General features: G+C 40.1%; 10 protein-coding genes. 4 read left to right on the forward strand and 6 right to left on the reverse strand.

What is annotated here, in order from left to right; translation table 11 throughout:
- Nucleotides 1-113: 113 nt before the first annotated feature.
- Nucleotides 114-1,091 carry a polyprenyl synthetase family protein gene (locus D0T50_RS04305; RefSeq protein WP_163222273.1) on the reverse strand — a complete coding sequence of 326 codons (978 nt, stop codon included), beginning with the start codon at nucleotides 1,089-1,091 and terminating at the stop codon, nucleotides 114-116.
- A gap of 77 nt (nucleotides 1,092-1,168) precedes the next feature.
- Between D0T50_RS04305 and polA the strand changes: the two genes are divergently transcribed.
- On the forward strand, nucleotides 1,169-3,964 hold the full coding sequence (gene polA / locus D0T50_RS04310) for a DNA polymerase I (RefSeq protein WP_163222274.1): 2,796 nt from the start codon (nucleotides 1,169-1,171) through the stop codon (nucleotides 3,962-3,964).
- Nucleotides 3,965-4,064: 100 nt separating this feature from the next.
- Here the strand turns inward: polA and D0T50_RS04315 are convergent, their stop codons facing one another.
- On the reverse strand, nucleotides 4,065-4,571 hold the full coding sequence (locus tag D0T50_RS04315) for an RNA polymerase sigma factor (protein ID WP_163222275.1): 507 nt from the start codon (nucleotides 4,569-4,571) through the stop codon (nucleotides 4,065-4,067).
- Nucleotides 4,572-4,881: 310 nt separating this feature from the next.
- Here D0T50_RS04315 and ychF point away from each other — a divergent pair, with 310 nt between their 5' ends.
- Both ychF and lgt read left to right on the forward strand, forming a co-directional pair.
- On the forward strand, nucleotides 4,882-5,985 hold the full coding sequence (ychF, locus tag D0T50_RS04320; protein WP_163222276.1) for a redox-regulated ATPase YchF: 1,104 nt from the start codon (nucleotides 4,882-4,884) through the stop codon (nucleotides 5,983-5,985).
- A gap of 17 nt (nucleotides 5,986-6,002) precedes the next feature.
- The gene (lgt, locus tag D0T50_RS04325) at nucleotides 6,003-6,836 is read left to right on the forward strand and encodes a prolipoprotein diacylglyceryl transferase (protein WP_163222277.1); all 834 of its coding nucleotides are present in this window, start codon (nucleotides 6,003-6,005) and stop codon (nucleotides 6,834-6,836) included.
- 18 nt (nucleotides 6,837-6,854) lie between these two features.
- On the opposite strand, the gene mutS is transcribed toward lgt, so the two are convergent.
- On the reverse strand, nucleotides 6,855-9,470 hold the full coding sequence (mutS, locus tag D0T50_RS04330; RefSeq protein WP_370520876.1) for a DNA mismatch repair protein MutS: 2,616 nt from the start codon (nucleotides 9,468-9,470) through the stop codon (nucleotides 6,855-6,857).
- A 160-nt stretch (nucleotides 9,471-9,630) separates the two neighbouring features.
- Between mutS and D0T50_RS04335 the strand changes: the two genes are divergently transcribed.
- On the forward strand, nucleotides 9,631-10,989 hold the full coding sequence (locus D0T50_RS04335; protein ID WP_163222278.1) for a Gfo/Idh/MocA family protein: 1,359 nt from the start codon (nucleotides 9,631-9,633) through the stop codon (nucleotides 10,987-10,989).
- Between the two features lie 71 nt (nucleotides 10,990-11,060).
- On the opposite strand, the gene D0T50_RS04340 is transcribed toward D0T50_RS04335, so the two are convergent.
- From D0T50_RS04340 to D0T50_RS04350, 3 genes are all read right to left on the reverse strand, one after another.
- Nucleotides 11,061-11,474, reverse strand: coding sequence for a hypothetical protein (locus D0T50_RS04340; protein WP_163222279.1), 414 nt, complete (start codon nucleotides 11,472-11,474; stop codon nucleotides 11,061-11,063).
- Nucleotides 11,475-11,901: 427 nt separating this feature from the next.
- On the reverse strand, nucleotides 11,902-13,182 hold the full coding sequence (locus tag D0T50_RS04345; RefSeq protein ID WP_163222280.1) for an MBL fold metallo-hydrolase: 1,281 nt from the start codon (nucleotides 13,180-13,182) through the stop codon (nucleotides 11,902-11,904).
- Nucleotides 13,179-13,769, reverse strand: coding sequence for a hypothetical protein (locus D0T50_RS04350; RefSeq protein WP_163222281.1), 591 nt, complete (start codon nucleotides 13,767-13,769; stop codon nucleotides 13,179-13,181). The genes D0T50_RS04345 and D0T50_RS04350 overlap by 4 nt, the downstream gene beginning before the upstream one ends.
- Between the last annotated feature and the right edge of the window lie 393 nt (nucleotides 13,770-14,162).

Here is a 14,162-nt window from a genome sequence, read left to right on the forward strand (position 1 = left end):
CAGCCATAGGCAGACGGGTCGTGAGACTATGGACGAAGGGTGATGAGACTATGGCTGAAAGAGCATGAGCCATAGGCTCACAGTCACAAAGAAACTCTTAAAGAAAAAGGGGATTATTTTGTTCGGCTGATGACGTAATCGGCGTAATGTTGCAATGACTCTTTCACGTCAGACTGGGGCAGCGTATCCAATAGTTGTACTGCCTTTTGATGGTATTCGTGCATTCGTTTCATAGCATATTCAATGCCACCGTTTTCCTTCACAAACTCCACTAATTGTGCGATTTCATCGGCTGTTGCAGTACCTTCTTTTACGTGTTGAGCCACTTCCCTACTCCATTCATTATCAATCGTATTCAAAACATGTATAGCAGGAAGTGTTATTTTACCTTCCAACAGATCATTGCCGGTAGGTTTACCAATCTCTTTGGCTGGGAAATAATCGAAAACATCATCTTTTATTTGAAAGCAAATACCAAGGTATTCGCCAAAAAGTCTTGCCAATTCACACTGTTTGGAGGTTGCATTTACAGAGTAAGCACCTATTTGTGTACACGCCATAAACAAGGCTGCCGTCTTTTTGCGGATAACTTCAAAATAAACATCTTCAGAAATGGCCTCTGCGCTGATATTTGATAGCTGCAACAATTCGCCTTCGGCAAGGTTTTTCCCAAGTACGGAAATGATGTCGATAATCTTTCTGTTGTCGGCTTTGTCGGCTTCCATCAGTGAGTTTGCCAGCATGAAATCACCCGATAAAATCGCGACTTTATTATCATATCGCGCATTGACTGAGGGCTGCCCACGACGTTGATCGCTTTCGTCCACCACATCATCGTGAATCAAGCTGGCGGTATGAAGAAGTTCTAAGGAAGCAGCAGCATGTAGGGTTTTCTCATTAATTGTGCCATAGAGCTTAGCAAACAGCAGTACCAGAATAGGGCGCATTGACTTTCCCTCTCTCTGCCTTACGTAAGTAATTACCTCGTTCAACAAAGAATTAGAGCTCTGTAACGAGGCAACCATAACATCTGCAAACTGTTCAAGTTCCGAGTGGATCGGGCGCTTTATTATTTCCAAGTAGTCAGCCATAACGGCTACAAAAGTAATAATAAAACGATTAATACGGTATTTTTTCGTACTTTTACAAGTAAAAATTAGGGTACATTATGGACAATACAGAAAAACTGTTCTTACTGGACGCATACGCACTTATTTACAGAGCTTACTATGCCTTCATTAAGAACCCACGAATCACCTCAAAAGGCTTTAACACATCGGCTATACTCGGTTTTGTCAACACGCTCGAGGATGTGCTAAAAAAGGAAAATCCAACACATATCGGTGTGGCTTTTGACCCATCAGGACCTACCTTTCGTCACGAAATATACGAAGCTTACAAAGCCCAACGTCAAGCAACACCCGAAGACATTAAGCTCTCTATACCCATAATCAAGGAGATAATTCGTGCATACAATATACCTATTCTCGAAGTTCAGGGCTACGAAGCCGACGACGTAATAGGCACTCTTGCCACACAAGCGGGCAAGAAAGGGATTACGACCTACATGATGACCCCCGACAAAGACTATGGGCAATTGGTAAGCGAAAATGTTTTTATCTACCGCCCCAAGTATGGCGACAAGGAGTTCGAAAAAATGGGTCCCGAACAAGTTACTGCTAAGTACGATCTCCAAAATCCCAAACAAGTAATTGACCTGCTCGGACTCATGGGCGACTCTTCGGACAACATACCGGGATGTCCGGGTGTTGGCGAAAAGACAGCACAAAAACTCATTGCCGAATTTGGTAGTATTGAGCAGCTACTCGAAAATACCGATCAACTCAAAGGAGCACTTAAAACAAAAATAGAAACTAACAAGGAAATGATTACATTCTCCAAATTCCTTGCTACTATAAAAACGGATGTTCCCATTGAACTAAAAATGGACGAACTCGTTCGCGAACCTTACGACGAAGAAAAGCTCCGGAAGATTTTTGAAGAATTAGAATTCCGAACATTGGCAGATCGCATATTCAAAAAAGAGAGTGCACCAGCAACTCCGCCTAAAGAAGCAAAAACCGATGCTTTTCAAGGCGATCTCTTTGGATTTTTTCCGCCCGAGGGAGAAGGAGATGAAAATTTCGGCAGCCTTGCGCGGTTAGATTTGTCCATTTCCGACTACCAACTTATTGACAATCAAGAAAAAAGGAGCAATTTATTTCAATTATTGCTTACAACAAAAAGTTTCGCTTTTGACACCGAAACGACCGGGATGGATGCCATGAACTGCGAATTGGTAGGAATGAGCTTCAGTTTTGTAGAAAACCAAGCATTTTATGTACCGATACCCGCAGAGCAATCCGAAGCGCAAAAAATTGTTAATGAATTTAAGCCTCTCTTCGAAAATGAAGAAATTTCAAAGATTGGGCAAAACATTAAATACGATTTACTCGTACTGCATAATTATGGAATCCGTGTAAAAGGAAAAATGTTCGATACCATGGTTGCTCATTATGTCATTCAACCCGAACTCCGACACGGAATGGATTATCTTGCCGAAGTATACCTTAAGTATCGAACCATTCACATTGATGAGTTAATTGGTCCTAAAGGAAAAGGACAAAGAAACATGCGCGACCTCTCGCCCGAGGAGGTTTACCATTATGCTTGCGAAGATGCAGACATAACTCTTAAACTCAAAAACATCCTTGAGCAAGAGCTTGTAAAACACAATGCCGAGAAACTTTTCTACGAGATAGAGATGCCCCTTGTACCTGTTCTTGCAACGATTGAGAGTAATGGTGTACGCATAGATACCGAAGCGTTGAAACAATCGTCCGAAGTATTCAGCAAAACGCTGCAGCAGTTGGAACAAGAAATATACGAATTGGCAGGTGAAGAATTCAATATAGCCTCGCCCAAACAAGTAGGCGAAGTACTCTTTGACCGGTTAAAAGTAGTAGAAAAAGCCAAGAAAACCAAGACAGGACAATACACCACTTCCGAAGAAGTATTGGAAAGCTTGCGTGGCAAACATCCTGTTATTGGAAAGATTCTGGAGCATCGGGGTATTAAGAAATTGCTAAGTACTTATATAGATGCACTTCCGCAACTTATCAACCCGAAAACAGGAAAGATTCACACATCTTTCAACCAAACTGTTACGGCAACCGGACGACTAAGTTCTAGTAATCCTAATTTACAAAACATACCCGTCCGGGACGAAGAAGGAAAGGAGATACGAAGAGCATTTATACCGGAAGAAGGTTGTCTGTTTTTTTCAGCAGATTACTCGCAAATAGAGCTCCGCATTATGGCACATCTTAGCCAAGATAAAAACATGATTGATGCTTTCCTTAGCGGATACGATATTCATGCTGCAACCGCTGCGAAAATCTACAAAATAGAGATTGGCGAGGTAACTAAAGATATGCGTCGCAAGGCAAAAACCGCTAACTTCGGTATTATTTATGGTATCTCTGTCTTTGGGCTTGCCGAACGCATGAATGTAGATCGCAAAGAAGCCAAAGAGCTTATTGACGGATATTTTGAAACCTACCCACAGATTAAAGAATACATGGATAAAAGCATTGAAGAAGCGCGCGAAAAAGGATATGTGGAGACTATTCTCAACCGCAAACGCTACTTGCCCGATATCAATTCGCGCAATGCGGTGGTAAGAGGTTACGCCGAACGAAATGCCATAAACGCACCTATACAAGGAAGTGCGGCAGACATTATTAAAGTCGCCATGATAAACATTGACAGAAGATTTCGTTGTGAAAACATACAATCCCAAATGATACTACAAGTACACGACGAATTGAACTTCAGTGTACTGCCACAGGAAAAAGAACAGGTAGAGTATATTGTTATTGACGAAATGGAGAAAGCCTACCGTATGCATGTACCATTAAAAGCAGACTCTGACTGGGGGAAAAACTGGCTTGAAGCACATTAAAACAACAAAGGGACTATCCAATTTTTGGACAGTCCCTTTTCATTATATCACTGTTTTAAGCAATAGCTACAGTTTTAGGTTAAAAAAATTAAGGCATACGTTATCTAAAGTCTTTCAGGTCTTCTTGCAGTTTTTGGCGTGTAAAGAAGATGCGACTTTTTACAGTACCCAGCGGCAAATTCAATTTTTCGGCAATCTCTCTATATTTAAAACCTGCAACGTGCATAGAAAACGGTATACGGTATTCTTTTGGCAATGCATTTACTATTTTTCTCATCTCTTTTAAGTCGTATGAGCTTTCTGTACTATCAAAACCAGAACCCTGAGGCAGGTTTAAGTAATACAAGTTATCTGTTTGGTCTACGTAAGTTTGTTCGCGTACAATCTTACGATAGTTATTTATAAAGATATTGCGCATAATAGTATACATCCAACCCTTAAAGTTTGTCTCGGGCATAAACTTATCTTCATTATCCAATGCTTTCAAAGTTGTTTCTTGTAATAGGTCATTAGCATCGTCGCGGTTTGATGTGAGTTTTAATGCAAAACGTAAAAGTTCATCTTGTGCTCCAACTAAGTTCTCTTGAAAATTAACACAGCTTCTCATAATTCTAATTTTTAAATTGTTTGTATTATTATTTTTTATTTGTTTCAAATCACTGAGACAAAGGTATGGCCAACCGTCAACCCGGCGGGGAGTAAATCTAACAGAAAAGAGGGGGTAAACTAACAATGGATAGTTTTTGGGTGGTATTTGATAGTTTTTGGGCTGTATTCTGGTTGTTTTCTGATGGTATTTCCTTCACAAAATACACATTTCGTAACGTTCTTCGCCAAGTAAAGAAATAGTTATCCCTTTAATAGAATAAAAAGAATAACTATCTTTGCGCCATAATCTTAAGATAAACAGATAAATAATGGCTTTACAATGTGGTATTGTTGGTCTTCCAAACGTAGGAAAATCAACACTTTTTAATTGCCTTTCTAATGCGAAAGCACAGGCGGCAAACTTCCCTTTTTGTACAATAGAACCAAATGTTGGGGTAATTACCGTGCCTGACGAACGATTAAATAAACTCGCCGAACTGATTCATCCGCAAAGAATTGTGCCGACTACTGTCGAAATTGTAGATATTGCAGGTTTGGTAAAAGGCGCAAGCAAAGGCGAAGGGTTGGGGAATAAATTTCTTGCCAACATTCGCGAAACGGATGCCATTCTACACGTACTACGTTGTTTCGACGACGAAAATGTAACCCATGTGGATGGAAGTGTAAACCCCGTGCGCGATAAAGAAATTATTGACTATGAGCTGCAACTGAAAGACCTCGAAACCATCGAAAATCGTATACAGAAAGTGCAAAAGCAGGCACAAACAGGTGGCGACAAAGTGGCCAAACAAACTTACGAAGTGCTGATGCGATTCAAAGAGGCGCTGGATCAGGGTAAGTCGGCACGTACGGTGCAGTTTGACAGTAAAGACGATCAAAAGATTGCCCGCGAAGTATTTCTGCTAACCAGCAAACCCGTACTTTATGTATGCAACGTAGACGAAGCAAGCGCTATAAACGGCAATAAATATGTGGATATGGTGCGCGAAGCAACTAAAGACGAACATGCCGAAATCCTCATCGTAGCCGCCAAAACAGAATCGGATATAGCCGAGCTGGAAACCTACGAAGACCGTCAAATGTTCCTCGAAGAGATTGGATTGACCGAATCGGGGGTATCTCGACTTATTAAATCAGCGTATAAACTCCTAAATCTGGAAACATACCTCACTGCGGGTGTACAGGAAGTACGTGCATGGACTTATCTGAAAGGTAGCAAAGCGCCACAATGCGCAGGTGTTATCCATACCGATTTTGAGAAAGGTTTCATCCGCGCAGAGGTCATCAAATACGAAGATTTTATTAAATACGGCTCGGAAGCAGCAGTAAAAGAAGCCGGAAAATTGAGCGTAGAAGGCAAAGAATACATCGTACAAGACGGTGACGTGATGCATTTTCGTTTTAATGTATAACCAATAACACAAAGAATATGAATGGCATTGTTTGGGATCCTAATCCGGAGGTTTTTTCTCTTTTCGGCATAACGCTGCGTTACTACGGATTGCTGTGGGGCATCGGGCTTATCTTCGCCTATATTGTGGTGCGCTACCAGTACAGAGACAAAAAGATTGAAGAAAAGAAGTTCGACCCCCTTGCCATTTATTGCTTCTTTGGCATTGTTCTTGGCGCACGGTTGGGACACTGTCTCTTTTATGAGCCTGCCTATTACCTCTCCCACCCCATAGAAATGATACTACCAATTAAAAACATAAACGGTAGTTGGAAATTTACCGGATATCTCGGTTTGGCTAGTCACGGTGGAACATTAGGACTTATTATTGCACTGTGGCTCTACGTGCGTAAAGTTAAGATGAACTACATGGATGTGGTAGATATGATTGCTGTTGCCACCCCTATTACGGCTTGCTTCATCCGCCTTGCTAACCTGATGAATTCGGAAATTATCGGTAAACCAACCGATGTGCCTTGGGCTTTCATTTTCGTAAAAGAGGATATGTTGCCACGTCATCCGGCGCAATTGTATGAGGCGATTGCCTATTTTATACTCTTCTTAATTATGCTGTATGTGTATAAACACTTTAGTAAGAAGGTGCATCGCGGGTTCTTCTTCGGGTTGTGTCTTACCTATATATTTACGTTCCGCTTCTTTATTGAGCTACTGAAAGAGAATCAGGTGAGCTTTGAGGATGGCATGGCATTGAATATGGGACAATGGCTAAGTGTTCCTTTTATTATTATAGGATTAGGATGCATACTTGCGGGGAAATGGTTTGATAAGCAGTTCCCGGCAATAAAGAGATAAAAAAGAAAGGGAAGTATATTACTTCCCTTTTACTATTTTTTTAATATCATTCAATTTATTCAGCGCCTCCAGTGGTGTGAGGTTATTTACATCCAGATTCAGTATTTCATCCCGTATCTGGCTTAGTATAGGATCGTCCAATTGAAAGAAATTCAGCTGCATACCTTCCCTATTCTCGCTTACTTGTGCTAGCGGCTTACCCGAAATACCTTGCTTGCGGTTATCGGTTTCTAACTGTCCCAGAATGTCATTTGCACGCTTTACGATGCTCTTCGGCATACCGGCCATCTTTGCCACATGGATACCAAAAGAGTGCTCGCTCCCACCCTTCTCCAGTTTCCGCAAAAAGATTACTTTGTTATCCAATTCTCGCACTAACACGTTGTAGTTCTTAATACGCTTAAAGGACTTCTCCATTTCGTTGAGCTCGTGGTAGTGCGTGGCAAAAAGTGTACGCGCCTGTGCTTTGGGGTGCTCGTGAATGTACTCCACAATAGCCCAAGCAATGGATATACCATCATACGTAGAAGTACCACGTCCCAGTTCATCAAATAAGATAAGGCTACGGGTAGAAACATTATTCAGAATATCTGCCGCCTCGTTCATCTCCACCATAAAGGTAGACTCGCCCAAGGAAATATTATCGCTCGCGCCTACACGTGTAAATATCTTATCGACCATGCCGATGTGTGCACTTTCGGCAGGAACAAACGAACCTATTTGCGCCAAAAGTGTAATAAGTGCTGTTTGCCGCAGCAAAGCCGACTTACCCGACATATTAGGACCGGTAATAATAATGATTTGCTGTGAATTTGTATCCAGCATCACGTCATTGGCAATGTACTTCTCTCCTATTGGTAGCTGTTTCTCAATCACCGGATGCCGTCCTTGAGATATATTCAATACATCGTCTTCAGAAATCACCGGACGAATATAGTTATTCGCTTTCGCTACATTGGCAAGTGACAACAAGCAATCCAAGCGTGCTATCTGCGTAGCATTTATCTGTATAGCAGGAATAAACTCAGTCAATGCCAGAACCAAATCATTATAAAGTTTCGTTTCGAGCGCCAGTATTTTATCTTCCGCACCGAGTATTTTTTCTTCGTATTCTTTGAGCTCCTGAGTAATGTATCGTTCGGCATTAACAAGCGTTTGCTTTCGAATCCACTCTTGTGGTACCTTGTCCTTGTGTAAGTTACGTACCTCTATATAATATCCAAAAACATTATTAAACGCAATCTTCAAGCTAGGAATGCCGGTTGCCTCACTTTCGCGTTGCTGTATATTAAGCAAATAGTCTTTCCCGGAGTAAGCAATCTGTCGCAAGCTATCCATTTCATCGTTGATTCCAGGTTTTATAACACCACCTTTGTTGATCAGCAATGGTGGGTCATTCGTTACTTCCCGGTCTATCCTTTCGCGAATGGACAAACATAAATTAAGATGCTCTCCTATCCTATTCAAACTTTCATTTTCGGCAGCCAAACAGGCCAACTTAATTGGTTCAATTGCTTGTAAAGCTACCTTAAGTTGTACTACTTCGCGCGGAGAAACACGCCCTACAGCTACTTTGGAAACAATACGTTCCAAGTCGCCAATCAGTTGCAAGTTCTCTTCGACCAATTCCTTAAAGTCGGGATGACGGAAGAAATATTCCACCACATTAAGGCGATCATTAATGGGTTTCTCATCCTTAAGCGGAAACACCACCCAGCGTTTCAGCATACGCGCACCCATCGGACTGATTGTTTTATCAATCACATCCAGCAAGCTGCTTCCGCCTTCGTTCATTGTGGAAATAAGTTCCAGGCTACGCACGGTAAACTTATCCAATCGTACATATTTATCTTCTTCAATACGCGAGAGTGAAAGAATGTGTTTGATTTGCGTATGCTGTGTAATATCCAGATATTGAAGTATAGCGCCCGAAGCAATTACACCATTCTTGAGATGCTCTACACCAAACCCCTTCAAGTTTTTAGTTTCAAAGTGTTTTAATAGTTTCTCTCGGGCACTGCTCTCTGTAAAGACCCAGTCCTCCAATTCAAATGTAAAGAATTTACTTCCAAAATTCCCTTCAAACATGCCACGCTTTCCACGTTCAAAAAGCACCTCTTTTGGTCCGAAGTTATTTAGTAATTTATCTATATAATCAAACGGTCCTTCGGCAGTAAGAAACTCTCCTGTAGAAATATCTAAAAAGGCAACACCACACGCTCCTTTTCCGAAGTGAACGGCAGCCAAAAAATTATTCTCTTTATAGTTAAGAACATTATCGTTGATTGAAACACCCGGTGTAACAAGCTCTGTGATACCACGCTTCACCAGTTTTTTGGTTGCTTTTGGGTCTTCCAGTTGGTCGCATATTGCTACACGCTTCCCAGCTCTTACCAGCTTAGGAAGATATGTATCCAATGCATGAAAGGGAAATCCTGCCATTTCTACCGTCTTTTCTTTACCGTTAGCACGCTTGGTTAAGGTAATTCCAAGTATTTCGGAGGCAATAATAGCGTCGGTGGAGTAAGTTTCGTAGAAGTCGCCACAACGAAACAACATTACAGCATCCGGGTGCTTGGCTTTCAAGTCCAGAAACTGCTTCATCATGGGGGTAAGGACTATATCGTTGTTCACAGGTCGTATTTTTTAGTGAGTATGCAAAGATAGAAAAACTTTTCAATTTTTTGGATTGGGTTAGTTTTGCATATTATACACTATTATTCCACATATTATTTCTATATTTGTTTTTCACGACAAATTCTTAATCATTTACCAACGAGAACACAGTTATTTTATGGACAGAAGAAAGTTTTTAAAGACGAGTGGGGTAGTAGCCGGTGGTTTAATGGCACACCCAGTATTTGGCTTTGAAGCCAACGATCAGGCTCCGCCAAAGAGCAAGAAAATACGTTATGCAATGGTGGGCTGCGGACATCGCGGTTCCGGGATGTGGGGAAAAACATTAGTGGATACAGGCTATAAAGAGTATATTGACTTTGTAGGACTGTGCGATATCAACCCCGGAAGAATAGAGTACACCAAGCGGGTTATTAACGAACCAAACTGCCCTGCATTCTCCAATTTCGACGAGATGCTGAAAAAAACAAAGCCCGATGTGGTTATGGTTGCTACTACAGACTCCACACACGACGAGTTTATCATTAAAGCCTTAGATGCCGGTGTGGATGTAATAACCGAAAAGCCTATGACGACTGATGAAGACAAATGTCAGGCTATCCTCGATGCCGAAAAACGTTCGGGAAAGAAAGTTACCGTAACCTTCAACTATCGTTACTCGCCACATCGCGCCAAACTATACGAACTGCTCCGTAGCGGAGAGATTGGTGACATTACTTCGGTAGACTTCCATTGGTATCTTGATACAAGCCACGGAGCCGATTATTTCCGTCGTTGGCATGGATACAAAAAGTACGGAGGTAGCCTTTTGGTACATAAGTCAACACATCATTTTGATTTACTTAACTGGTGGATAGGTTCCGAGCCCGAAGAAGTATTTGCTTATGGCGCGCTGGAGTTTTACGGTAAAAACGGAAAAATGCGTGGAAAAAACTGCCGTTTGTGCGATCATAAAACCGAATGCCAATTCTATCGTGATATTACCAAAGAACCACGTCTCATGGCACTGTATGCCGAAAATGAGAAGTATGATGGATATTTCCGCGACGGCTGTGTATTCCGCGAAGACATCGATATTTTCGACAAGATGGCGGTACAGATTCGCTATATGAACAAGGTGCAAGTAAGCTACTCGCTCACCGCATATTCGCCCTACGAAGGCTATCGCATTGCATTCAACGGAACAAAAGGACGTATCGACGCGTGGATTAAAGAACGTCAACCGTGGGAAGAGCTCGAAGATGGAGATGTAATTCGTATCACCAAGAACTTCGGAAAGTCTAAGATTATTCGTGTTATGCCCCAGAAAGGTGGGCACGGTGGGGGAGACCCTATACTACACGCGCATCTATTCAAGAATCAAGATTTGCCAGATACGCTGAAACAAGGGGCAGGTGTTCGCGAAGGCGCCATGTCTATCCTCATGGGTGTTGCCGCGCGCAAGAGTATCGATTCCGGCAAAGCAATTAAAATAGAATCGCTGACAACACTGAAACCGAAGGTAAGTACGTTATAATAACGATTCTCTATCTTATGCTTTATAATAAACGCCTCGCGAGCTTGTGGCTCGCGAGGCGTTTTGCCTTTCTACAAGAAGTTTTTTATTGTCGCGATATTCTTTTCTCGTTCAAACGAATATACTTTGCTCTTCAGATTACATAACTCATAGAGTTGAAGTGCTTTTTCCAGGTATTTCTGGGGATTATCGCAGTCAGCATGAAAACCTATTTGAGAAATATAATCTGCTAAAAGCTCAATATTATCAATGTTGAATTCAGCAAAACTTCCGATATATTCATTTGAACAATCAGTATCTATTTCCTCCAAAAATGCATTAAAATCAAAGTTCATTTCATTTAATAGCATTCCCTTTGCATCCTCAATTTGTTTTTCAAGCGTTATCGATAAGTTGTCATTACCCCCTGAAATTTTCTGCCGAATTGCACTTATTAGCACTCCTATTTTTTCGATTTGCTTCAACATGTAATCTCTTCGTTCCATATTCTTTTAAGTTTTTCAATCCCGTATCATATGACAATGGACAGATACACACATGCCGAATTGTACCATTGGCTTCATTATTGCTGTAATCAAAGGAACCAAAGGTATATAAAAAACCCGTTGGCAGAATTAATTCAGCGCTTCTTTTTTCTATTCACAGTGTATAATCCACTCCAAATGCCGTTTGAGGAAATAGGTCTTCACATTCACATATCGCTGTAAACAAATGATTGTAAGTGAGTTACGTGTGAAGACCCTCTTGTTTCGATTTCACAGTGACTTCACGTTGTAATTTCAGTGTTTTTTTATCTGCTTCTCACTGTTTTATTTCAAAAAAACACTGAGAAATGAAGTAGAAAACACTGAGAAATAAATTGCAATAAAAAGATGTTTTCCAAGGCAAAAGCACCTAGTAAAGCTTTTATCCTTAACTTAATATTATTTCTACCTTATCTATAATTCTTGAGGAGATAAGTATTCTCTGCTGTAAATGTTCTTCAATCGGCAATTTTGAATAGTTTGTAGAATTCTCACTGTGAATAGGAATAATTCCAAGAGTCGGATTTACAAGATTACACACTTCTACAAGAAATTCGGGAGAGGCATGTCCGCTTGTATGTAATTTTTCCACATGCGGAAACATAGAAACGAAGTCTATATAGCACTGCATAGCGTGTTTTCCAGTATTATTTATATACTCTTTCCACATAGAGTATATCAGCACCGTATCCTTGAGATCTAACCGAGATACAAGTGTTTGATAGTAATCTTTAAACTTATCAGTGGCCCGAACAAACATACAAAAGCCCTTATCCTCCATCCAATGAATTAGTTTTTTATTCTTAGGATTGAAATTATATACTTTGTCGAAACAAAACAACGAACTGTGATCACCCGCCGATTTAGTAAATATTTCTAATACATTCTTTTGAAAATGGTCGCATATAAGAGGTCTGTTTCTTAGATTTTTATTCGCAGCATAAAACGATGCTAGTCGCTCCATATCCGTAGAAGAACACATTACAAATACATTTTTGTATCGAGCCATTATTTCCCCTGCTTCTCTTTGCAATTCATTTTCACTCATCACTCTTTCATTAAGCCTTGAAAGCATAGTTCCTTCGGTAATCAAGAAATCGACTTTCGTCTGTGACAAAATGAGCTTCTTTATAGTAGGTAATAAACCCTTACTCAAATATCCATGTCCTCTAAAATCGCCTGTATGTAATATCCTTTTGCCGTCCGTTTCAATTAAAAACATATAAGCATCATAAGCAGAATGACTTACAAAATAGGGAGTAACTTTTATATCACCTATATTTACAGTCAGCCCAGAAATGAGAACATTCATTCTATCAAGTTTGGAAATTTCTTCTTTTGACAATTCCTCCCGACCTTTGATATATGATAACTGTTGATGCTTGCATAGGGTAACTTGTTTGGCTACTCTACCGATATATTGTGGAATGATATCCGGCACATAGTGGAATAATCCTAAATGGTCACCGTGATAATGAGTGTAGAAAATTGCATCAATGTCTTGTGTTATTTTCGCTATAGCTTCTCGGCTCGCTAAATCATCATTCACAATGCCCTCTCTATCTGGTAAGTTTTGTCCCAAATCAATTAATATTCGAACATTGTCAGTGGCAATTTCCGTTATACAGCCCCCAATTTGGTTTATACCTCTGTGAATTATAATCTTCATAAGTTATGAATAATGGTATTCCGGTCAAGAATAGTTTTAATTGAGTTGATCCTGCGAATTCGTCCGGGATTCAGATAAGAATACGGTTCTATGTATAATTCAACGTTTTCACAAAGTATATAATCATCTATATTATCTGTATCCACTAAGCTCTCTGGCAATATTTCAAGGTCGCGTTTTATCGCAAAAAGCGTTTTATAGTAGTTAGTTATCTCCTCTCCGTGGGTTTTTATGAATTGATGATATGCTTCCATTTGGGAAAGTATCTCCGGCTCCCCTTTTTCATATTCATTAGTTAAAAGTCTACCATCTTCTATGCGTTTTAACTCGATAAATATAATTTTACCATTTTCCAATTTAGTAAGATCAATACGAGTGGTTAAGTAGGCAAACTCCGAATCAATATATTTTGCACTAGGATCACATATAAGCCTTGCTTTAATACCGTTTTCAGAGGTAGCATTATATTTGGATGTTATTCTTTTCTTTATTTCATCTACGTCCATAGGCAGGCGGTCTAATTCATAATCAATATATTTAGATCCTGCTATACCCAAGTAATATTGATGTATTTTACCTTTAATCAAACCTTTAGAGAAAGTGATTTTAAGCAGTGAACCTCCATTATAGTAGACATTTAAAGAATTATCCTTGCGGATATCTACATAAAAACCTCCCGGCTTAATATTCTCTTTTACAAATTGCCACCAAATCGGATTATTCCCTTTTAGTTTTTAAACAATTCATTTTTAGAATTTAATGAAGTAAAATGTTTATTTCTCATGATTTTCAAAGAAACTACCTATCCATTAAGTGGATGAACAACTTCGGTGCAAATTACGCAAAAATATTGAAAATATTGCAATTAGTAGAGAAAGTAAGATGAATCAGACTACATAGCACCCAAACCATCCTAGTGGTAACCACAAAGACCACTATTGGTAACCACTGTGAATATCCGTGGTAACCACTTAGGCTAG

The sequence above is a fragment of the Bacteroides sp. 214 genome, from assembly GCF_010501015.1.
In the GTDB taxonomy this organism is placed as follows: Bacteria; Bacteroidota; Bacteroidia; order Bacteroidales; family Bacteroidaceae; genus Bacteroides.